The organism is Kangiella koreensis DSM 16069 (assembly GCF_000024085.1).
Lineage (GTDB): Bacteria > Pseudomonadota > Gammaproteobacteria > Enterobacterales > Kangiellaceae > Kangiella > Kangiella koreensis.
Genome location: NC_013166.1, coordinates 2,247,034 through 2,270,322 on the forward strand (window position 1 = coordinate 2,247,034; position 23,289 = coordinate 2,270,322).

At 44.4% G+C, this 23,289-nt stretch carries 18 protein-coding genes; 11 read left to right on the forward strand and 7 right to left on the reverse strand.

Going from position 1 to position 23,289, the window contains the following annotated elements; genetic code table 11:
* Positions 1–50 precede the first annotated feature (50 nt).
* On the forward strand, positions 51–1,769 hold the full coding sequence (locus tag KKOR_RS10425) for a M28 family metallopeptidase (protein ID WP_222831897.1): 1,719 nt from the start codon (positions 51–53) through the stop codon (positions 1,767–1,769).
* A 185-nt stretch (positions 1,770–1,954) separates the two neighbouring features.
* On the forward strand, positions 1,955–3,601 hold the full coding sequence (locus KKOR_RS10430) for a GGDEF domain-containing protein (RefSeq protein ID WP_015781090.1): 1,647 nt from the start codon (positions 1,955–1,957) through the stop codon (positions 3,599–3,601).
* Positions 3,602–3,625: 24 nt separating this feature from the next.
* Here KKOR_RS10430 and KKOR_RS10435 read toward each other — a convergent pair whose 3' ends face one another.
* Positions 3,626–4,435 (reverse strand): SDR family oxidoreductase, encoded by an 810-nt coding sequence (locus tag KKOR_RS10435; protein WP_015781091.1) that lies wholly within the window; start codon positions 4,433–4,435, stop codon positions 3,626–3,628.
* Between the two features lie 170 nt (positions 4,436–4,605).
* Between KKOR_RS10435 and KKOR_RS10440 the strand changes: the two genes are divergently transcribed.
* A complete protein-coding gene (locus KKOR_RS10440; RefSeq protein WP_015781092.1) occupies positions 4,606–5,895 on the forward strand; it encodes a Glu/Leu/Phe/Val family dehydrogenase in 1,290 nt (429 codons plus the stop codon).
* 355 nt (positions 5,896–6,250) lie between these two features.
* On the opposite strand, the gene KKOR_RS10445 is transcribed toward KKOR_RS10440, so the two are convergent.
* Positions 6,251–7,156, reverse strand: coding sequence for a transcriptional regulator GcvA (locus KKOR_RS10445; protein WP_015781093.1), 906 nt, complete (start codon positions 7,154–7,156; stop codon positions 6,251–6,253).
* Positions 7,157–7,639: 483 nt separating this feature from the next.
* Between KKOR_RS10445 and ctlX the strand changes: the two genes are divergently transcribed.
* The 3 genes from ctlX (at position 7,640) to KKOR_RS10460 (ending at position 11,114) form a co-directional block, all read left to right on the forward strand.
* On the forward strand, positions 7,640–8,593 hold the full coding sequence (gene ctlX, locus KKOR_RS10450; protein WP_015781094.1) for a citrulline utilization hydrolase CtlX: 954 nt from the start codon (positions 7,640–7,642) through the stop codon (positions 8,591–8,593).
* Positions 8,590–9,627, forward strand: a complete 1,038-nt coding sequence (locus KKOR_RS10455; protein ID WP_015781095.1) for a helix-turn-helix domain-containing protein — start codon at positions 8,590–8,592, stop codon at positions 9,625–9,627. The genes ctlX and KKOR_RS10455 overlap by 4 nt, the downstream gene beginning before the upstream one ends.
* A 77-nt stretch (positions 9,628–9,704) precedes the next feature.
* Entirely contained in the window at positions 9,705–11,114 is a 1,410-nt protein-coding gene (locus KKOR_RS10460) for an amidohydrolase family protein (protein WP_015781096.1), read from the forward strand.
* A gap of 88 nt (positions 11,115–11,202) precedes the next feature.
* Here the strand turns inward: KKOR_RS10460 and KKOR_RS10465 are convergent, their stop codons facing one another.
* Together KKOR_RS10465 and KKOR_RS10470 are read right to left on the reverse strand one after the other, a co-directional pair.
* Positions 11,203–12,510 (reverse strand): DUF819 family protein, encoded by a 1,308-nt coding sequence (locus KKOR_RS10465; protein WP_015781097.1) that lies wholly within the window; start codon positions 12,508–12,510, stop codon positions 11,203–11,205.
* A gap of 47 nt (positions 12,511–12,557) precedes the next feature.
* On the reverse strand, positions 12,558–13,025 hold the full coding sequence (locus KKOR_RS10470) for an Mpo1 family 2-hydroxy fatty acid dioxygenase (RefSeq protein WP_015781098.1): 468 nt from the start codon (positions 13,023–13,025) through the stop codon (positions 12,558–12,560).
* 192 nt (positions 13,026–13,217) lie between these two features.
* Here KKOR_RS10470 and mscL point away from each other — a divergent pair, with 192 nt between their 5' ends.
* Positions 13,218–13,625 (forward strand): large-conductance mechanosensitive channel protein MscL, encoded by a 408-nt coding sequence (gene mscL, locus KKOR_RS10475; RefSeq protein ID WP_015781099.1) that lies wholly within the window; start codon positions 13,218–13,220, stop codon positions 13,623–13,625.
* A 114-nt stretch (positions 13,626–13,739) separates the two neighbouring features.
* Here the strand turns inward: mscL and KKOR_RS10480 are convergent, their stop codons facing one another.
* The 3 genes from KKOR_RS10480 to KKOR_RS10490 all read right to left on the reverse strand — a co-directional run bounded on the left by KKOR_RS10480 (position 13,740) and on the right by KKOR_RS10490 (position 16,246).
* Positions 13,740–14,603 (reverse strand): 1-aminocyclopropane-1-carboxylate deaminase/D-cysteine desulfhydrase, encoded by an 864-nt coding sequence (locus tag KKOR_RS10480; protein ID WP_015781100.1) that lies wholly within the window; start codon positions 14,601–14,603, stop codon positions 13,740–13,742.
* 124 nt (positions 14,604–14,727) lie between these two features.
* The gene (locus tag KKOR_RS10485) at positions 14,728–15,123 is read right to left on the reverse strand and encodes a hypothetical protein (protein ID WP_015781101.1); all 396 of its coding nucleotides are present in this window, start codon (positions 15,121–15,123) and stop codon (positions 14,728–14,730) included.
* Between the two features lie 163 nt (positions 15,124–15,286).
* Positions 15,287–16,246 (reverse strand): PstS family phosphate ABC transporter substrate-binding protein, encoded by a 960-nt coding sequence (locus KKOR_RS10490; protein WP_015781102.1) that lies wholly within the window; start codon positions 16,244–16,246, stop codon positions 15,287–15,289.
* Positions 16,247–16,757: 511 nt separating this feature from the next.
* Between KKOR_RS10490 and KKOR_RS10495 the strand changes: the two genes are divergently transcribed.
* From KKOR_RS10495 to fabB, 4 genes are all read left to right on the forward strand, one after another.
* Positions 16,758–18,821, forward strand: coding sequence for a cytochrome D1 domain-containing protein (locus KKOR_RS10495; protein WP_015781103.1), 2,064 nt, complete (start codon positions 16,758–16,760; stop codon positions 18,819–18,821).
* Positions 18,822–18,946: 125 nt separating this feature from the next.
* Entirely contained in the window at positions 18,947–21,184 is a 2,238-nt protein-coding gene (locus tag KKOR_RS10500; protein ID WP_015781104.1) for a TonB-dependent receptor domain-containing protein, read from the forward strand.
* A 251-nt stretch (positions 21,185–21,435) separates the two neighbouring features.
* Positions 21,436–21,960: a bifunctional 3-hydroxydecanoyl-ACP dehydratase/trans-2-decenoyl-ACP isomerase gene (gene fabA / locus KKOR_RS10505; protein ID WP_015781105.1), complete on the forward strand. Its 525-nt coding sequence runs from the start codon at positions 21,436–21,438 to the stop codon at positions 21,958–21,960.
* Positions 21,961–21,996: 36 nt separating this feature from the next.
* The gene (gene fabB, locus KKOR_RS10510) at positions 21,997–23,214 is read left to right on the forward strand and encodes a beta-ketoacyl-ACP synthase I (RefSeq protein ID WP_015781106.1); all 1,218 of its coding nucleotides are present in this window, start codon (positions 21,997–21,999) and stop codon (positions 23,212–23,214) included.
* The last annotated feature ends 75 nt before the right edge of the window (positions 23,215–23,289 follow it).

Sequence of the window (23,289 nt, forward strand, 5' to 3'; positions counted from 1 at the left end):
AATATGATGCCCACTTGTAACCTTAATAACAGCTCAAAGAGTAGGACCAGATGATGAAGAAATCTCTATTAACTCTGTCGTTAGCTGCACTTTTCCTCAGCGCTTGCGACGACAAGCCTCAGGAATCAGCGCAGCCCGCTTCTGAAACAGCAGAGGTCGAAGCAAAACCGGCTCAGCCACACCCTAGTGGCAAACCTCAGAATAGCTTCTTAACCGCTTATGACAATATCGATTTAGCGCAATATAAAGATCGCGTTAAATTCATGTCTACCGATGACTTTCAGGGTCGCAGCCCAGCTACAGAAGGTGGTCGCAAAACTACCGAGTTTCTTGCCAGCGAATTCAAAAAGCTGGGGTTAGAGCCTGGCAACGGTGACAGCTATCTACAGCAAGTGCCACTGACCAGCATCGAAGCCGATGCCAACATGGAGCTGCAGCTGGGTGATAACACTCTGAAATTCCCAGAGGATTTCGTTGCTAACAGCAGTAAACTTGAAGATAGCATCACCCTTGATAAGTCAGAATTAGTATTCGTAGGTTTTGGTATTGTCGCTCCAGAATATAACTGGAATGACTACCAAGGTCTTGATATGGAAGGCAAAACAGCCGTGATTCTGGTCAATGACCCAGGCTTCCACACTCAAGACCCAGAAGTATTTCAGGGCAAGGCCATGACCTATTACGGTCGCTGGACTTACAAATATGAAGAAGCTGCTCGTCAAGGTGCTTCTAGCGCAATCATTATTCACGATACGGCCCCGGCATCTTATGGCTGGAACGTAGTGTCAAATAGCTGGTCTGGCCCACAATATCACCTTGCTGAAGCTGGCGATGACCCCAAGCTTGATGTGGAAATGTGGATTACCTATGACCAGGCACAAAATCTGTTCAGCCAGGCAGGCCTTGATTTAGGTGCGCTTCAAGAAGCAGCATTAAAGCCTGATTTCAAAGCCGTTCCTATTGATGCTACAGCATCAGTAACGGTCCGTAACACCATTGAAAAGTCACAGTCACCTAACGTGATTGCCACCATCCCAGGCAAAACAAAGCCGGATGAGCACGTGGTTTATATGGCGCACTGGGATCACTTAGGAATGAATCCACATTTTGAAGGTGACCAAATATTCAATGGTGCGGTGGATAATGCTACCGGTACAGCTGGCATCATCAGCATTGCTCAAGCTTTCAAGGCGTTACCAGAACAACCTGAGCGTAGCGTCACCTTTATTGCCGTTACCGCTGAAGAGCAAGGCTTACTGGGTTCAAAATATTACGCAGCCAATCCGACTGTACCGATGAACAAAATTGTTGGTGCTTTCAACATTGATAGCATGAACATTAGCGGCCGCGTTACCGACCTGACAGTCGTTGGTTACGGTAAATCGGAAATGGAAACTTATGTATCTCAAGCAGCCGAACGCCAAGGGCGTAAACTGGTCGCGGAAGCAAAGCCTGAGCGTGGTGGCTATTACCGCTCTGATCACTTCAGCTTGGCTAAATTAGGTGTTCCAGCAATCTATGCCGGCGGTGGTACAGAATACCGCGAAGGTCAGGACATGGAGCTCATTGAGCAACACAACACAAAACGGGGCGAATGCTACCACCAGGTGTGTGATGAATATCAGGAAAACTGGGCTTGGGAAGCAGCTTTAGATGACGTCAAAGTCTTCTTTGAAGCAGGCTACCTTCTCAGCAACAGTGGCGACTACCCTAACTGGTATGAAGGTACTGAGTTTAAAGCCATACGTGACGAAAGTATGTCTCAGTAATAAAGCTGTTCGAACAACAAAAAGCCCAGACACATTCTGGGCTTTTTTGTTCGATTCATAATTAACTACTATCGCACAAAGAATAAGCTGGTATAGTAGGCTTATAGAACAAAAAACATATAGCAATAAGCGATCCATTTTTTAGTCGAAGGAATTGATGGTATTGGCTCAATGAGGAGGGGCTTTTGTTGCGTTTTATTTTTCTATTTTTATTTTCATGTTCGCTGAATGCTGCCCAGGAGTATTCAGTTGAACAACTGCCTTCGGAATTCGAGGGCGACTGGCAGGTATGTCGATATACTACTTCAGAAAATAATCAGTACGACTGCAGCTCAATTAACGTCCCCGGCCCTATTGAACAAGCATTCCCAGAGTTTGATGGTTTAGCGTTTTATCGAACCACTTTTACCTTATCTAATGAATTTGAACATCAGTCTTTAGCCCTATACATTCGACAAATAAGGGATGCTGATAAGGTTTATATTAATGGTCACCTGATTGGAGAAACAGGTCAGTTCGCTCCTAACTTTGAAAAAGCCACTCTCTATCAACGTCTATACCCTATCCCCTCTAGTATTCTAAAGTTTAACCAAAGCAACGAGCTACTCATCAAGCTGTATAATCATGCTCGCCCCGGCGGCATGGTAATGAGCGCGCCAGTTATTGATAGTGTAAAAAACACCTATCAAAATGCGGCCACTCAAGAGTCTCTACTCATGATCTTTGTTGGTATGATTCTCCTGATTTCAGCGGTACAGATTTTTTATTACCTAGCTCAACCGGAACATCGAGAAAACTTATTATTTGCCGTCCTTTGCGTGTTTGAATCCATTTATTTACTCACTTATTCACAGGCAGCGCTGGATTCAGGGATTAATTTAACCAGTATTTTCCGTATCAATATTCTGCTGTTTGCGATTTTGACAGTAAATTTCTTTCTATTTGTTTCCTACTTTTTTAAGCAAACGATTCCATCGCTAATAAAAGGTGTGCTGACCTTAACGCTTCTAATGGGGATTGTTAGCGTCACAGTTTTACCAATTGATTGGATTTATCATATTCTGCTGGCAATTCAACTTCTCAGCGTGTTGATTCTTGTGCCTTATTATTTTTATATTTTCTATCAAGCCAATCGCCAGAAAATGCCCTATGCTGGCTTAATGAGCAAGGTATTAGGACTTTATATCATAACCGCAATTATCGACTTTGCTATCGACCAACAATTATTGCCACTGTTTGTTAGTGGTATTGCCGGATTACTGTCCCCGATATTTTTAATCACTGTTTTTATCGCCATCACTTTTATCCTGATCCATAAACATTGGCTCTATTTCCGGCACGCAACTTATGACTATCTGACCAACTGCCTGAGACGCTCATCGTTTGAGCAACGATTAGCCGAAGAAATACATCGCATCCATCGCACAGGCCTGTCGATTGTTGTTGCATTGATTGATATAGATAACTTTAAACAAATTAATGATGAATATAATCATTTAGCTGGCGATAAGGTGTTGCAAGAAGTAGTCAATCGAACGCGTACTTCGTTACGCGACTTTGATTTATTAGGGCGTTATGGAGGTGATGAGTTTATTTTCGCAGCGGAAGTCTCCGATAAAAAAGATGCCTCCCAGCTACTCAAGAGAATTCATAGAAATATTACGTCACATCCAGTTATTGATAAAAATGATGAGGCCATTGCAATTAGTATCACTATTGGTGCAGTTGTAGCCGAAGCTTCAGACCTGGTCACTGCGCTACAGATGATCGAAGAAGCAGATCAGATTCTAGTAAGCGGCAAAGTCAAACAAAAAGGGCATGTTCACATCTAACCATGCCCTAATCACGAAACTCATTTAAGTAACTTTCGCTGTTCTAACCATTCGTGCAAACAGCCTCGGGAAAAAACGGCTGAGGTAAATACCATAGGTTTCTTTACCGCCAATAAAGGCTTCCGCTTTTCCTTTACGCCAAGCTTCCAATATCTTTTCCGCACACACCTCTGGGCTCATACCATGCTCCTGAGCATCGTCCATCTTGTTCTGCTCCGAACCATCAGCCAATAGAGCTTTGTAGGTTAAATTGGTCTTAATAAAACCGGGGTATACGGTCGTGAACTGCACACCCTGTCCATGCAATTCGGCGCGTAAACTATCCATGTAAGCAGTTATTGCATGTTTCGATGCTGAATAAGCGGAACGCAGTGGTGTAGTAAACTTGCCAACCAGAGAACTCACTGTAATTACCCCTCCCTGCTTTCGCTCCAACAGATGAGGCAGTAAACTTTGCGTCAGTTTTACGGTACCAAAATAGTTAATTTCCATGAGTTGTCGATGTACCGCCAGCTCAGTTTCTAACACCATGGAACGCTGACTCAATCCAGCGTTGTTTATCAAAATATCGATCGGGCCATATTCGTTAATAACCTGCGATACTAACGAGTCGAAGTGCTCACTGTGCGCCAGATCCAATTCAACACAGTGATGACGCTCAGAGTGTTCACAACAAGCTTTAACCCGCTCCAGCTCATCCATGCGGCGGGCTGACAAAATCAGGCGCGCCCCTTTTTTTGCTAGAGCGTAGGCCAGTCCTTCGCCGATCCCGGAAGAAGCACCCGTTACCCAGACTGTTTTATGCTGAAATGCTGCATGTTCGCTGTTACTCATGGTTTCCCGCCATTGTTTGCGTCTAAAACTTAGACCTATTTATAACCAATAATGATAGCTCCGACCACTGCTGATTTTTGGCTAGCTGATTTCACATCACTTTTCTGGCGTGATATAACCTCTCGACTTACGGAATTCAACGCTAGAATTTAACCAATATAGGATTTTCAATGTCTGATCAGGTCTATCAGGATGCGATTACTCGTGTCCGTCGAATCGGCGAAAGTGCTGGTGTGAATCATGAGGTTATCGAAGCCTTAATGCACCCTATGCGCACCATGGTCGCCTCACTTCCCGTCCGTATGGATAATGGCTCTACCCAATATTTCACCGCTTACCGTTGTCGTTACAATAATGCACTCGGCCCTACCAAAGGCGGTATCCGCTATCATCCTGATGTTAATTTGGAAGAAGTTCAGGCGTTGGCATTGTGGATGACCATCAAATGCGCCGTAGTCGGCTTGCCTTATGGCGGCGGTAAAGGCGGTATCACAGTTGATCCAAAACAGCTATCACGCATGGAACTCGAGCGCCTGTCACGCTCCTATGTTCGCCAAATGGCGGATGTTATCAGCCCTGACCGTGATATCCCTGCCCCGGATGTCTATACCAATGAGCGCATCATGGGCTGGATGATGGATGAGTACGAGTACATTACCCGTAAAAAAGCACCTGGCGTGATTACCGGCAAGCCATTGAGCTTAGGTGGTAGTGTGGGTCGTGATGATGCCACTGGCCGTGGTGCATATCTATGTATTTTAGAGCTAGAGAAAAAGCACAACTGGAAGCCGGAAGAGATCACCGTCGCAGTGCAAGGCTTCGGTAATGGTGGTTACCATGCCGCTCGTCTTTTGCAGGAACGTGGCTACAAAATTGTCGCCATCAGCGACTCGAAAGGTGGCATCTATTCCAGCAATGGCTTTGACGTACCCAGCATCTACAAAGAAAAACAGGCCACCAGACAGGTTAAAGCGGTTTACTGTACTCACTCTGTTTGTGAGCAGGTCGAACATACAGCTATCACTAATGAAGAATTGCTAGAACTTGATGTGGATATTCTAATACCAGCAGCTCTGGATGGTGTTATTGGAGGTCATAATATCGATGACATTAAAGCCAAATACATCGTTGAAGTAGCCAATGGCCCAGTCTTGAGCGATGTTGATGACACGCTCCACAGTAAAGGGATTCATGTCATTCCAGATGTATTGGCGAATGCGGGCGGTGTAACAGTATCTTACTTTGAATGGGTACAAAACCGTTCAGGCTACGCCTGGGATCTTCCAACTGTTCATGAGCGACTTGAAAAGATCATGTCAGAAAGCTTCAATCGCATTTGGGATCTGGCTCAATCAGAAGGCCGCAGCATGAGGAACGCAGCCTACACCCACGCTATGCGTAAAATAGGCGAAGCCATCGAAGCCCACGGCACGCAGGATTATTTCTCTGTAAGAGACTAGATTTGAGATCTCAAAACATTTACTAAGACACTTATATGTAAAGAACTCAGCAAATGGCTAGCACCAAGAACCCCTTTATATTGAGCTAAGGCACGTACAAAATATAGCAATCAAAATCGTGGATGATTTTGATAAGAATTTTCAGCACAGGGATGTGATGTAAATTCTGGTGCGTAAAGTATTTTGGGAGTGACGAAGGGAGTCACACAAAGTGTGACCTCAATATACGGGTGGTCTTCTTTTGGTTACTTTTCTTGACCACGCAAGAAAAGTAACTCGCTGAGAAGTGAAAACAATAATAAGGAATGCTAAAAGTCACTGGATACCGCGGTCTAGCCGCGGTATGACAAAAGAATTAAAAAATCACATCATCATCCATATCTTCATTCACCTTCGAGAGTAACCACTCACGGAAAGCAACAACCTTAGGACGATCATAAGAGTTTTCAGGGCACACCAAGTCATAGGAATAGCCACTATCAACCACAATATCAAAAGGTGCGATAAGACGCCCAGTCTCGATATCCATCTGTGATAAGACGCTATGGCCCATGGCGATACCCTGACCGTGACGTGCAGCCTGTAAGACCATGCCAGAGTGACTGAATACAGGACCGTGATCCAGATTGACACCAGTCACTTCGGCGCTTTTTAGCCAGGTGCGCCATTCTTCAGTGGTCGCATCATGCAACAAAGTAACGTTTAGGAGGTCTTCCGGTGTCTTTAAGTTCTTTTTCTGCGGAAAATCGGGCGAACAAACTGGCGTTAAATGCTCTTCAAACAGGACATCGCAACATAGGCCATCATATTCACCCTTACCGTAATAAATGGCGATATCGATATCTTCTCGCACAAAATCCACTTCCACATCAGATGCTTTAATGCGAACTTCAATCTCCGGATGGAGCTCGCCAAACTCAGCCAATCGAGGAATCAGCCATAAAGTGGCAAAGGTTGGAATAACACAAACCGTCAAGGAGCCAGTCGCACCTTGAGCTTTAACCTGCTCAGTTGCATTGACCAGCTTCTCGAAAATATCTCGAATCTTCGGCCAGTATAGCTGCCCTTCATCTGTCAAAAGCAGCTTGCGGTTTCTGCGTATAAATAGCTGCACCCCCAAAAAGTCCTCTAAGGCCTTGATTTGGTGGCTAATCGCAGCCTGAGTTACAAATAATTCCTCAGCAGCTTTGGTAAAACTCAAGTGTCGCGCAGCAGCTTCAAAAGCGCGCAAACTGTTGAGCGGTGGTAAGCGTCTAGACATCGCCTCTCCTTGCATTAGTTTTTTTTATATAAGACATAAATATTTATCGTTTGAACCTGGTCTAACAAGTGGTTAATATTTGACCTGTCTCAAGGAGCTACTTCAGAAAACCTTTATTTTTAAAGGATTCTGCAAAGTCAAATATGCATCGAATGAAGCTATTTTGACAAACCTTAGTAGCTCAAGGCAAACACTTTGTAAAATTTTTTTAATGCATATTGTAAAATTTTGTGAAGACAGTTTTCGACTTAGCATTGTTTAAGTCCACAGGGGAGGAACTCCTGTAAGTTGGTAACTTGGTTTTGGTTTCATTGACTAACTCCTTTGTTTAGCGAGCGAGCATTAATATATATACCTACCCCCATTTGGTCCTTATGTTTCGCAGATTGCTAATAAATGGCTTGCACCTTGCAAGCCTTTTTTTTATCTTGCTTCTTTCCAAACATTCCAGCCAAACAAGCTAACCAAAAGTACCAATAACTCATGACCATCAAACAAACTCATACCACCAACTCTGTCATCATGGTACCGCCCACCGATTTTGCCTTTAACGAGCAAACCGGCGCCGATAACGAATTTCAAAATAAGCCACAGCAACCGAACGAACATCTTCGTGAAGATGCTCTGTGCGAATTCAATGAGATGGTAAACCTGTTACGTGACGAGCATATTGAAGTTTTGTTACTTAACAAACATGCCCAAAGCCATCAAGAATTACCAGAGTTACCTGATGCAGTATTCCCTAATAATTGGTTCTCTACCTCAAGTGATGGCACCCTGACACTTTACCCCATGAAGACGCCTAATCGTCGAGCTGAAGTCCGCCCTGACGAGCTGGCTCTTTTGCTTCATCGTAACGGTTATCGGGTTAACAAAACGGAACATGTCGACAAAAATCATCAACAAATACTGGAAGGCACAGGCAGTATTATCTTCGATCACAACCATCAGATCGCATATGCTGCCATCTCAGAACGTTGCGATAAAACACTGTTCGAAGACTTCTGCCAGCAGAGAGGTTATAAACCAATCACCTTTAACAGCCAGAGCAGCAGCAGCAAACCTTTCTACCACACCAATGTCATGATGAGTGTTGGCGAGCATTTCGTAGTGATTTGCCTGGACTCAATAGCGGATGGTCAACAGAAACAATTGTTGTTAGATACCTTTGCAGAGACAAAAAAAGAAGTGATTAATATCAGCCTGGAGCAAACTGAAAAGAGTTTCTGTGGCAATATTTTGCAACTGCACAATAGCAAAGGGGATAAGATCATCGTCATGTCAGACAGCGCTTATCGAGGCTTCACCAAAGAGCAAAAAGCCAAGCTGGAAAAGCACGGTAGATTATTACCCTGCCCGATTCCCACTATCGAACAAGTTGGCGGCGGCAGCACCCGCTGCATGCTGGCAGAAAATTTTATGCCTAAAGTAAAATGAACAGTTACCAGCTGGAAGCCGTCAATATTTTACAGGTAATATTTATCGCGGTAGCCGGCTTTGGATCTTTGTTGATTGCTAATCAAGTTAGGTATCGGGGTCTGGCTTATCTATTATTGGGCGTCAGCGCCTTGATGATCTTTAATTTACTGGAAGAAACAAAGGTTAATGGATATTTAATAAGTCCAATATTCTCTCTTGCTAATGGCCCCTTGTTCTATTTATTTGTCCGGCAACTGGTTTACCCATCTCCAGCAAGCCCCAAACAATATATATTACATTTATTACCCGCCATTTTTGCCATACCTTTTACAGTTTGGCCTCAGGCTGTCCTTCTCGTTGGCACATTAAGCCAGGTCATCTATTTAACACAAAGCGTAAAATTAGTGCAGCGTTATCATAAAGCAAACCAGGCGATGCGCTCCGACGCTTATACCACGCAATTAAAATGGCTTAGTCGTTTACTTATCAGCGTAATTATTATTGCTATTGTTGATTTAGCTCGGGTTAATCTACAGCCCTATCTTCATATTGAATTGCTGAAAGTCTGGTATCTGGTGATGCAACTTGTTTATTTTACTCTGATATGCACACTCATCTTTAAAGCAATTCGGCAGCCCGAAACCTTTCATGCTTTGTCTGAGTTCGATCAAATGGCAACTTCCGAAGGTAATCAAACAAACAATAACGATCAGGCCCAATCCCTTTTCAATCAAATTAATCAACTTATCAAAGAACATCAATATTATCTGCAGCCCAGACTCTCACTAAAAGACTTGCACCAATATCTCGGTATTAATGAAAAGGATTTATCTTGGGCTATCAATAAAGGGAGTCAGAAGAGTTTTTGTGACTATATCAATCACCTTCGCATTCAGCACTTTAAACAACTTACTCAAGGTAACTTCAACAGCAATATCCTGGAGATGGCCCTAGATTCAGGCTTTAGTTCAAAATCGAGCTTTAATGCCGTCTTCAAGAAACACACAGGCAAAACTCCAAGTCAGTACATCAGTAACAGCATAAACCTTTAGTCCAGAATCATCATTCTGGACGCCAACACACTTAATTTGGTCAAAACTGCATATTTGTCACCAAACGAGTGCTCACCATGTACAAAACGATCATTAAATATCTGTTCTCTATTCTTCTGTTTTTATTCCTACTGACTGCATTATCAATACCCTATGCGATGTTTACACCCCAATCACCTCTTGTCCAAGGCGTTCAATCAAATCGTATTCTTATCCACAACATCAAAATATTATCCCGCGACTTTGACCGTCTGCTAAAAGACAGATCGATAATTATCGAAGATGGCATCATTCAAGAGTCTCCGGTCAGTGAAAACTTTATTCAGCAGGATTTTGATCTGATCATAGATGGTAATAACCAGTTCCTGATGCCAGGTCTAACCGATGCTCATACGCACATATATGATCGCACTGATTTATTATTGAACTTAGCTCATGGCGTTACCCAGGTTCGTGTCATGCACGGCCTTGCACTACAGCTTAATTTAAGAGAAGAAATACAATCAGGAGATACACTCGGTCCAAACATGTTGGTCGCCAGCCCAGCAATAAACCAGCGCAGCTCTTATGCGGCTTCTGAATTCCATACGTTTATCGAGAACGAAGAAGATACAAAGGGCCTTATTGATACCTATAAAAGTCATGGTTATGACCTAATCAAAATTTACGATGGGTTAGACAATAACAATTTCCAGGCCATACTGAGTGCAGCAAATAAACTTGAGATACCGGTTGCAGGTCATCCACCTTTTGCGGTTAACACATCAGACTTACTATCCTCAGGTATGCAGAGTGTTGAGCATATTGAAATGCTGTATCAAGCTCCACTGAACTATTCCCGGGATAAACAAGACCTTGATCATTTAATCCAACAGTTAAAGCAGAGCCCCGTACCAATCACTACCACACTCATTGTTTATGAGGAGTTGGCCAGGATAGCTGAATTGAAGTCTAAATACTTAGCTACCAAGCAAATGGAATATATTCCACCCATCATTAAATCTATATTCGAACCAGGCATTCAAAACATTATGACCGACAGCGCTCCTGAATCATGGCGCTCAAAGGCCGATTATCTAGGCATAATCGCTAAATCACTCTATGAAGCAGATGTACCTATGCTCCTCGGCTCCGATGCCGGTGCTAACTATACGATCAATGGCTTAGGAGCGATTCAAGAAATGCAGCTTTTGCATCATTATGGAGTTGACCCAAAAGACATATTAAAAAGCGCAACGATAACGCCTGCGATAGCTTTCAAATTACACAATTCAGGCACTGTTGCTCCAGGACACAAAGCCAACCTCATTCTCACAAAGAGTGACCCGAGAAAAGATCTCGGTACTTTTATGGATCTACAGGGATTGATAAAAGATGGAGTTTATTTCGATGAAAAGGCAATTAAACAAATGAAGCTAAAATCTAAAACTCATATGTCCAGCTATGAGTTTTTAGGGTGGTACTTAATAAACTGGTGGCAAGAGTAAATAGCCAAAACGTTACATCTATGACTATACCAGCCCATAAAAAAAGCCCCTCGTATCGAGGGGCTTTTTTAACCTCTGAAATTAGTGATTAACCACCAACCACCGCTTTCATCATTATCGCTGTTGCAATCGCCCCCAATGAGCCCACGGCATAACCTAGAATCGCCAGCAAAACACCAACGGGTGCTAATGATGGGTGGAAGGCCGCGGCAACCACTGGCGCAGATGCCGCACCACCAATATTCGCTTTACTGCCGACAGCGATAAAGAAATATGGCGCTTTAATCAGCTTGGCAACAGTAAACAGAATAATGACATGAATCATCATCCAGACCAGACCGACAAAGAACACCTGATAATGAGCAAAAATTTTGGTTAGGTCCATCTTCATGCCGATACTGGCTACCAATATATAAATAAATACCGTACCTATTTTTGAAGATCCCACATAATCTAATCTACGAAGTTTAGTTGGTGACAACAGTAAGGCAAATGCAGTAGAGACGATAATTAACCAAAAGAAGTGACTGCCAAAACCAACATTAGTAAAAATCTTATGAGCTTTGCTTCCCTTTTCAACTGAACCCAAAATCATGTCAGGCCAATAGGTTCCTGCGAGGTGTGCAATACCAACCACAAAGAATGCCACGCCTAGTATCATTTTATAATCTGTGAACAGAGGAATTCGTTCATTTTCGCGAGTATATTTTTCAACCGTAACTTTAAGTTCTTCAATACTCGAGTTATCAGCTTTTAACCATTTATCGATAGAGTCTGACTTTTTAATCATGAATAGAAGAGCTACCATCCAGATTTCAGCAACTAACACATCCATCACTGCCATGGTGCCAAACAGTGTACTACTTACTTCATATAGCTCTTTCATAGCTACCTGATTTGCACCACCACCAATCCAGCTACCTGCGATAGTGGCTAAACCTCGCCAGATTTGTTCACCTGTTGGCACTGCTTGATCGGTAATCCCCACCCATTCAGGTGCAATAAAGGTAAACAATAGTACCGCTAGAGGACCACCAATAATAACGCCAACCGTACCAGCGAAAAACATCGCTACTGCACGCCAACCAAGGCCAAAAATCTTTTTAAAATCAATACTTAATGTTAGGAGGAACAAGCTGGCAGGTAGCAGGTAACGTGATGCAATATAATAAATATTATCGGCGGCACCTTTTTCAAACAACCCCAGCGTATTTAACAGACCCGGTACGAAATAACATAATAGAAGTGCTGGGATATGCTTATAGAATGAGTGCCAGAAACCTTCTTTACGGGTTGCCGTATAAAAAATTAGAGCCAATACTCCCATTATAATACCGAACGTTGCGGCATCATTACTAAAAAACGCTACTCTCTCAGTAGTTTCTGTTACTGCCATTACAATATCCCCAAAACTTAAGTTGGTTAAAATTCAATAAAAATTGTTTAACGTAGCCAGCCGATTTGGCGTAAGAAATAATTCATTTCCCAGGCTGGGCCGACTAAAAGAAATAGTAAGTCTTTAAAAAATGAAGGTTTTTTGCCTTCGATATGGTGCCCAATAAACTGACCAATCCAGGCTATGATAAAGACAACTAAAGCGATTTGCCATAAAGGTATCGAAATCACGCTTTCTAGCCAATAGGTAAACCACAGCATCAAAACGGAAACCAGTAACATGCCACTAAAGATTTTCCAGCCAAAGCTGATATAAAACAGTTGCGCGACAGCAACAAAGATCACCGCCCAGTTTACCAGCGGATGAAACTGCATCACTTCAGGAACCGGAATCACCCACAGGAACGCCAGAACCGTCCACATAATGGTTGGCACGCAGATCCAGTGCAGTAATTTATTGGTTGGGTTGCGATGACTTTCGCTGTACTCCGCAATCCACTCTTGTCCGCTACGCATAGCCTCTACCCTATTCAATGGCGTACGATTTTGTACGAATTTGCCCGATGATAGCACAGAAAATCGACGATTAGCGCAAGCTTACCGTAAATTCTGATTCCTCAAAATCAAGAACCGTGCTATTAAATTTAAAGCGACTCTGAAAGTCGCCCTACTGATTTAACAACAATCACAATTTAAGGGGAATGAATTATGGGAATGGTCAGTGAGTTTAAAAAGTTTGCCATGAAAGGTAATGTCGTCGATATGGCGGTCGGTATTATCATCGGTGCCGCCTTTGGCAAGATAGTCAGCTCCTTTGTCAATGACGTTTTGATGCCACCATTGGGAATCTTATTAGGTGGCATGGACTTCAAGGATCTCGCCTTCACTATTAAAGAAGCCGCTGGTGATCAGGCCGCTGTTAATCTAAATTACGGAAGCTTTATCCAAACCGCCATAGATTTCATTATTATAGCTTTCGCTATTTTCATGATGATTAAAGCGATGAATCGCTTATCACGAAAAGAAGAAGAAAAGCCGGCTGCCCCGCCTAAACCGACGGTGGAACAAGAATTACTTACCGAGATTCGTGACTTGTTGAAAAAGGATCAGGTTTAGGTTTCCTTTATTGCCTTAGATAATAATCGAATGGTATGGGCGAGCCAATGTGCTCGCCCCAACGGATCTTATAAAATAGGCCGCCACATTGGCTCGCCCATACCAAAGCCGCCTCTACCGCATCCCCTGCAAGCCACCAGTGTGGATCATCAAAATCTTGTCGCCCTGATTAATCCTGCCCTGCTCAACGGCATCCTTTATGGCCAGTAAGCACTTGCCGTTATATACCGAGTCAAGCTGCACATCATTATGCTGATGAAACTCGTCAATCAATGATTCAAGCTCAGAATTAGACTTGGCAAAACCGCCGCAATGATGCTCGGTATCAATTTGCCAGTTAGTCTGCGGCTTTAGATAAGGATCCAACTGCTCCTGTAGATAATCTGCCCCAGAAAAAGCAGCAACCCCAGTTACCAAACTTTCAGGACAAGCCTTGGCCAGCCCAACTAAAGTTGCCCCAGAACCTGTCCCGACAAAGATGTGATCATATTGCTGCTCAATCTCCTGGCCAATTTCTTCAACGCCCTTAATCGCCAGCTCGCTAAAACCGCCTTCACTGATCCAATAACTTTGCGGGAATTGTTCAGTAAAATGATTCCACTGAAAGCTGTGTCGTAACTGAGCATAATCCACTCGGCTGGTAAATATCAGCTCCATACCCCATCGCCGACAATCTTCCAAGGTAGGTGTTAGTCGTTGCGCTTCGTGAGCGCGCACAAAAGCTGCTGTCTTAAAACCCAGCTCTTTTCCTGCATAAGCCAGCGCATGTAAATGATTAGACCAATTGCCACCCATCGAGACTAAAGTTTTGCAGCCTTTAGCTTGTGCATCCATCAGCAGAAACTTCAATTTTCGCCATTTATTGCCTGAAACGATAGGGTGGATCAGATCATCGCGCTTCATTTCCAGATCAACGGTATGTTGCTCTAGAAATGGCATCTGAATTTTTTGGCAAATAGACGGATTTGTTCTTAACACATTAGATTCCTTGTCAAGTTTGTGACTACTATAACATGGCTTTTGCAGCTTGCTTCTGAGTCAAACTCCACGCAAAAAAAGAGCGCCACAGCGGCGCCCTTTTAATAGCTCTATCTACACTATATTAACGACTGGTTTGTTCCCACAGACCTAGTTGAATATCTCTAGAAAGGTTGGTAATCCAGTTATTATAATTACGATGAATTTTGCCGTCATCATAATGTAAGTTTTGACTATCAACATAGTTGATGCTGTAACTTGAAGATGTAAATGCAATATTGATAATGGCGGTATGTTGACGCAAGTCCAGCCTTGCTTCGACCAAGCCAGGACTTACAATCCTTGGTTTCCATCCTCTTTTAATCGCAGCCCCAACAATAACCTTCTCCACCTGCTCCAACGTCAGATCAGACTGGCCGGAAACATTGTTCACTGGCTCATTATGGACATCGTAAACAGGTACAGTCTTACAGGCAGCAATCAACAATAGTCCTGATATGAGTATTAAAATTCGCTTCATGAAACATTCCTTAGTGTATTTATAGTGATAAAGAAACCCGCTTAGGTTACTAAATTATCACTATAGTGGGAAGCGTCTTATCCCACCTAAGGATTAGGTTACACCCATAAAAAAACCGGCTCTATTGAGCCGGCTAAAGTTGTTACTACAGGGTTTGATTTTATTACTTCATCAACTTTTGAAGTTCTCTTTCAGCGATACTAGCTGGCAATGGGATGTAACCATCTTTAACAACGACTTCCTGGCCCACTTTAGAAAGAACCATCTTCATAAACTCTAACTCGATTGGTGAAAGTGGCTTGTTAGGATGCTTGTTAACATACACAATCAACTGACGACCCAATGGGTAGTTGCCTGAAATGGCATTCTCAGCGTTAGCTTCGTAAAACTCACCACCTGCTTTTTTCGCTAATGGTACTGCTTTCACGCTCGAAGTACGGTAGCCGTAGCCTGAATAACCGATGGCGTTCTTAGACAAACCTACTGACTGAACCACTGATGCAGAACCAGGCTGTTCGTTTACGCTGTTTTTAAAGTCACCTTTACACAAAGCGTGCTTCTTGAAGTAACCGTAAGTACCTGATACTGAGTTACGGCCATAAATCTGCATATCGCCCAAATCAGCCAAATCTAAATCAGCCCAATTACTAATGTCTTTATCTGCACCACATTTGCGAGTCGATGAGAAAACAGCATCAACTTCAGCAATTGTCATACCTTCAATCGGGTTGTCCTTGTGAACGTAAACCGCTAGGGCATCAATCGCTACAGCGATAGCTGTTGGCTTGTAACCGTGTTTCTTTTCAAATGCTTCAAGCTCTTTGTCCTTCATCAAACGGCTCATAGGCCCGATGTTGGAAGTACCTTCAGTCAATGCTGGCGGCGCAGTAGAAGAACCGGCTGCTTGAATCTGGATGTTGACGTTAGGATACTGACGCTTAAATTCTTCTGCCCATAATGTCATTAAATTAGCCAGTGTATCGGAACCCACACTAGACAAGTTGCCAGAAACACCACTGGTTTTTTCATAGACTGGCAGCTTCTCATCAACTTTAGCCTGCGTTACGCCAGCTGACAAAGCTGAAACCACAGCAACTAAAGCAACTTTCTTAAATACATTCATATCATTTCTCCAACTTAAAAATTTGTGCCATCAATCGCTATAGGTCTCTTGATGCCAATGTCATTAACTAACGCTGGTTATTATGCTGAGGCTTTATTAAAAGGATATGACTTAAATATGACGCTTTAATGACATTAATTTGCTTGCCACCTGATAAATATGAAAGCACGTCATTTCCAAGCAATATCCAGCCTCACCAGCTATTGCGAGCTATATTAATGCTGATATGTGTCAGTTTGATGACATGTACACAATTTGAGCAAAAACATTTGTAAGCCCTTGATTTTTCATGGCTATATATATATTTTGAACAGAGCTGTCAGATATGGCAGTCTAGGGAGCAAGGAAATAATAATTGCTAAAGGTAGAGTGTCCGTCTAAGTCAAGCACCCAGGTTAATCAATACACTAAAATTGTTACCGCTTGTTTGATTTAGATCAGAAACACCTCATCGACACTCTCTAGAATATTCAATGGGATCAGGAAGAAAATGTCCTAAGGAGGGCACACAATGAATCAATCACTCTCAATCAAGCTGTCTCTTGTCAGTTCAGCGTTAGCGGTGATGCTTTTTGCAAGTGATGCATCGCATGCGTCTGATGATGGTAAAAAAGCTTATGAGGCAAATTGTCAGGCCTGTCACCAACCTACGGGACAGGGTTTAGCTGGCGCTTTTCCTCCACTCGCCGATAACCCCAATCTAACACCAGCCTATGTGGTCGAAACCATTCTTAAAGGTAAATCAGGTCCATTAGAGGTCAAAGGCCAAAAATACAACGCCGTGATGCCTCCGATGCAGCATCTCTCTGATGAAGATATTACCGACATTGCCAATTATGTCCTCACTTCGTGGGGCAACGAACTCGGTGAAGTCAGCGAAGATGACGTCAAAAAAGTTCGTTCTGGCGCTGGTCTAGGCGATCGCTCAGCCGGTAAACCTCACGCTGAAGCAACAGCCGCTGAGGTCGCCTATAAAGGTGCGCCTTCAACCATTGATGGTAGCAAAATGGTGGTAACACCTGGAGCACCACCTATCACTGAAGATGAATTCGAGACAGCACAAAAGATTTATTTCCAACGCTGTGCCGGTTGTCACGGTGTGTTACGTAAGGGTGCAACAGGTCTGCCTTTAACCACAGACATTACCCAGAAAAAAGGTACTGACTACCTCAAAGCCTTGATCAATTTCGGTTCGCCGCGCGGCATGCCGAACTGGGGAACATCGGGCGAATTAACCGAAAAAGAAATTGATCTTATGGCCCGCTTCATCCAACACGAACCTCCAGTGCCACCAGAATGGGGCATGCCTGAAATGAAAGGCAGCTGGAAAGTCGTAGTTAAGCCAGAAGATCGTCCTAAGAAACCACAGCACAACTATGATGTCGATGACATGTTTGCAGTCACTCTGCGCGATGCAGGTGAAGTGGCCATTATCGATGGTAAAAGCAAGAAGGTGCTGAACTACGTTAAAACCGGTTATGCGGTACATATTTCTCGCGCTTCGAGCTCAGGTCGCTATTTCACCACTATTGGTCGTGATGGCAAGATTGACCTGATTGACCTCTATATGAAAAAGCCAAGCGTGGTTGCCACTATTAAAATCGGTCTGGAAGCACGCTCAGTTGAGAACTCACGCTATAAAGGCTATGAAGACAAAATTGCCATTGCTGGGGCTTACTGGCCACCACACTATGTGTTGATGGATGGCGAAACCCTGGAGCCTAAGAAAATTGTCTCCACTCGCGGCATGACAGTAGATACTCAGGAGTATCACCCAGAGCCACGCGTAGCGGCAATCGTCGGTTCGCATAAACATCCTGAGTTTATCGTTAACGTTAAAGAAACTGGCCAAATTAAACTGGTCAACTATTCTGACATTGACAACCTACAGGTAACGACCATTGATGCAGCACCATTCTTGCACGATGGTGGCTGGGACAGTTCAAGACGCTACTTCCTAACAGCAGCTAACGAAAACGACACCATTGCGGTGGTTGATGCCGAAGACCGTGAACTGGAAGCCTTGATTCCGGTTGAGCGCATTCCTCACCCTGGGCGCGGGGCCAACTTCATTGACCCGGACAATGGTCCAGTTTGGGCTACCAGTGCTTTAGGTAATGCCAATATTACCTTGATTGGTACTGACCCTGAAAAGCATAAAGATAACGCCTTTAAAGTGGTGCGTATTCTTGAAGGTCAGGGTGGCGGCTCACTGTTCATCAAAACTCACCCTAAATCCAAGAACCTGTGGGTGGATACGCCATTGAATCCTGATACCAATGTCAGTCAGTCGGTAGCAGTATTTAATATCGATAACCTTGATGCTGGCTTTGTAACTCTGCCAATTGCCGAGTGGGCAGACTTAGGACCAGGTCCAAAACGTATCGTGCAGCCTGAATACAACAAAGCTGGTGATGAAGTCTGGTTCTCGGTCTGGAGCGGCATGAAAGAAGAGTCTGCGATTGTGATTGTCGATGACAAAACTCGTAAACTGAAGCATGTCATCAAAGGGCCAAAAATTGTGACCCCAACCGGTAAATTCAACAACTACAACACCCGTAACGAAGTTTACTAGGCGTTACTATTAAGCTAGCTGCTTGGAGCCTGATATTTAACAAGGCTTTCATCAGCTAGCTTTTTTATGAATGACCAGGGTTTGTTAACCCTAAAACTCCCGCGCATCAGGGTAAGCGAGAACTCATGAACAAAGAAGCGTTGAAAAAAGCAACCAGCAAACTTTATCTGACCGCTTTAATCACTTCCATTTTAGCCACCTCTCCAGCAGCACTATTTGCAGCGCAGAATGATCCTGCCGATAAAAATGAGCCTTCAACTGAGACAGTTCAGGCAAGTGATGATGCTGAAGTCATGACTATTGTCGCACACCGTCAGCCGCGCAATATTTCGCAGGTGGCTGGCACAGTGACCATCATGGATCATGATTATATTGAGCGTAACATTGCGCTGAACATTGATGATCTGGTGCGCTACGAACCTGGTATTGAAGTAGACGACAGCAGTACACGCTTTGGTTATGGTGGTTTTCGTATTCGTGGAATTGGCGGCAACCGTACAGTCACAGTAGTCGATAATGTTCCGATTGCCGATAATTACAGCGTCGGCAACTTTGCGAACTCTGGGCGCGGCTTATTCGAACTGGGTCTAGTCAGTCGCGTTGAAGTTTTGCGCGGCCCGGCATCCACTCTTTATGGCAGTAAAGCACTCGGTGGCGTAGTCGCCATGAACTTGCTTGACGCTTCAGATATCTTACAGGGCGACAGTCAGGCGAACTGGCTCAGGGCTGGCTACAATACAGACAGTGATCGCTACAACCTGGCGCTGGCAACAGCCTTTGAGCAAGATGATTTTTCACTCCTGCTTGCTGGCGCAAAACAATACGGTCATGAAGCGGATGTCGCTAATTTACCTGCTGGTACTACAGCTGATGAGCAAAATAGAACCCAATATGCGGGCTTGATCCGCGCAGGTCTGAACACCGATTATGGCCGCTTCCGCCTGACCATTGATGGACTTCAAGATGAGCGTCTCACTGACATCAATGCAGTTCTGGGTACAGGGCGCCTGGCCAACACCACTTCGATGGTAGGTGATGATCAGCGCGATCAGACGCGGGTTCTGCTCGACCACCATTTCACCAAGCTTGGCTTTGTTGATCAGGGTACCTGGCGCTTATGGCACCAAAAAAGCGAAACCGAACAGGATACTTTTGAGGAAAGGCTACTAGCACCAACGCCTGTCAGTCTGGTGCGAGAATTTAACTATGACCATAAAACACTGGGACTAGGTACTGATCTCGAAACGCGTCTTGTTAATGGAGACTTAACGCAACGTCTTGGTTATGGCTTTGAGTTCAGCGAAACTAAATTAACTGAACTGCGCAACGCATCGCAAACTAATCTCAATACCAACGACACCACCAATATTGTGCTTGGCGAAGTGTTTCCTTTGCGCGACTTTCCAAAAAGTACCGTGCGCGAGCTAGGTGTTTATCTACATGATGAAATTGAATTGTGGAGCAACGGTCTAGTCATCAGCCCTGGACTGCGCTTTGAGCATTATGAACTCAAAGCAAACAATGACCCGCTATTCGACAGCCAGTTCCCGAACGCCAATAAAACCAATTTAACCAGCGATGCCTGGCTACCCAAGTTAGGTTTGTTGATGCCCATCGGATATGACATGGAATGGTTTAGCCAATATGCCCGCGGCCATCGTGCGCCGCCCTTTGCCGACGTCAATATTGGCCTTGATATCCCCATGTTCAATATCCGAGCCATCTCTAATCCAGAGCTGAAATCTGAACGAGGTTACACTTTTGAAACCGGACTACGTTATCGCGGCACCGATACTCAGGCTGAATTCGCCCTGTTCCACAACCGCTACAGCGACTTCATCCAAAGTAGAGCCTTTGTCGGTTTCGACGCCGGCACCATGATTTTCCAATCCATTAACCGTGATAAAGTCATCATTGAGGGAAGTGAATTTAGGCTTAAACATTACTTTACCGACACGATTTCAACCGATGTAAAACTGGAATATATTCGTGGCGAAGACAAAAATACCGGCGAACCGATTGCGGATGTGCGCCCACCGATGGCCATTGTTGAATTGAGCTATATGCCAACCTCGATGAGCTGGGAAACGCGCCTGGTGGCAACTGCCAGCAAGTCTCAAAAAGCACTATTCGATGCCAGCGACAATCAGCTCTTCTCGGCTCCAGGCTACACCAGCTTTGACTGGATCACCCGCTGGTTCCCAGCTGATGACTTACACCTCAGTCTGGGGATATTCAACCTGACCGACAAAACCTACTGGCGCAACAGCAATGTCGCCAACTATCCGATAAATGACCCAACCCTGCCATTATTAGCTGAACCTGGTCGCAGTGTCGCCGCCAGCATAGTTTGGAATTTTTAAGACTAAAAACCCCTTCAGGTTCAGGTAAGGGCTGCCGAATATACTAGCCCTTTCTTTCAAACCCTTGCAGGGGCAAGTTATAACTTGCCCCTGCGCGATATATTCCCATTTTATGACTTCAGTCAAAAACCCTGCAAACTCAAACCTGTTACTATACAAGGTCAAACCAGTACCGGCCTCATAAACAGGCATAATGCCTACCAATTGACACTTTCAGTCAACATGTAAATTCACATCACATAAGGTGTTTCATGCTACAAACAAACCAATATTCCTACGATGACCTGATTGCCTGCGGTAACGGTGAATTGGTAGGACCTCAAGGCAACAAGCTTTCCCCACTACCTTTACCCAATATGCTGATGATGGACCGTATCACAACAATCACCAATGAAGGTGGCGAATATGGCAAAGGCTACATCGAAGCAGAGCTGGATATCTCTCCAAAGTCCTGGTTCTTTGACTGCCATTTTAAGGGCGACCCTGTTATGCCTGGTTGCCTTGGTGTCGACGCCATGTGGCAATTAACCGGCTTCTTCTTGTCATGGCTTGGTTCGCTCGGTAAAGGCCGTGCCCTGGGTTCCGGCGAAATAAAATTCTTCGGTCAGGTTCTACCCGCGGCTAAAAAAGTCATGTATCGTATTGACGTTAAACGTGTGATTCAGCGCAAGTTAAAGATGATAATTGCCGACGGTTCGGTTTCCGTAGACGGAAAGAAGATATACACTGCGGAAAACTTAAAGGTCGGGATTTTCGACAGCGTCGAATCCTTCTAAACCAACTCATTCACTATAAAAAATAGTATCGTCATTATGAAAAGAGTCGTTATTACAGGTATGGGCATTGTTTCATGCTTAGGAAACAATGTTGAGGAAGTTGCCGAGTCATTAAAACAAGGCAAATCCGGTATCAAATTCAAAGATATCTATAAAGAAAAAGGACTGCGCAGCCACGTCGCCGGCAAGCCTGATATGGATATTAAAGATCACATTGACCGCAAAATTGTCCGCTTTATGGGTGATGCTGCCGGCTATGCCTATATTTCGATGCAACAAGCGATCGAAGATGCTGGTTTAAGCGACGAGCAAGTTTCCAACATCCGTACTGGCTTAATCACAGGCTCTGGCGGCGGTTCGCAAGGCACACAAGTTGAGTCAGTTGATATTGCATTGGAACGCGGCGTAAAACGCGTTGGCCCTTATGCCGTCCCTAAAACCATGGGCAGCACCACCTCAGCTTGTCTGGCGACCCCATTTAAAATTAAAGGCATCAACTACAGCATCACTTCTGCTTGCGCGACCAGTGCACACTGTATCGGTAACGCCTATGAACAAATTGCCATGGGCAAACAGGACATCGTATTTGCTGGCGGTGGCGAAGAAGAAGATTGGCGCTTAACCCTATTGTTTGACGCCATGGGCGCGTTATCAAGCAAATATAATGATACGCCAGAAACCGCATCCCGCCCGTATGACGCAACCCGTGATGGCTTCGTCATCTCATCCGGTGGCGGTATCCTGGTTATGGAAGAATACGAACACGCCAAAGCACGTGGCGCAAAAATCTATGCCGAACTGGTTGGTTATGGCGCAACATCCGATGGCTATGACATGGTCGCCCCTTCCGGTGAAGGCGCAGTCCGCTGTATGCAACAGGCGCTGGCCACTGTTAAAGGTGATATCGACTACGTCAACACCCACGGCACCAGTACTCCAGTTGGAGACACGGCCGAATTGAAAGCGATCAAAGAAGTCTTTGGTGACAAGCTGCCAAAAATCAGCTCAACCAAATCACTAGCCGGCCATTCTCTCGGCGCAACCGGCGTACACGAAGCCATCTACAGCCTGATTATGATGCGCGATAAATTCCTTGCCGCATCAGCCAACATTACTCAGCTTGATGAAGATGCCGAAGGTATGCCAATCGTACAAAAACGCGAAGACGGTGTAGACATTAAGCGCGTCCTCAGCAATAGCTTCGGCTTCGGCGGCACCAACGCCTGTCTGGTCTTCGAAAAATACGAGCAATAATTAGTAATTTTTCTACTAAGGGCGGTTCAATGTGACCGCCTTTTTCATTTAAGGTCTTTCTAGGAACTAAAGCCT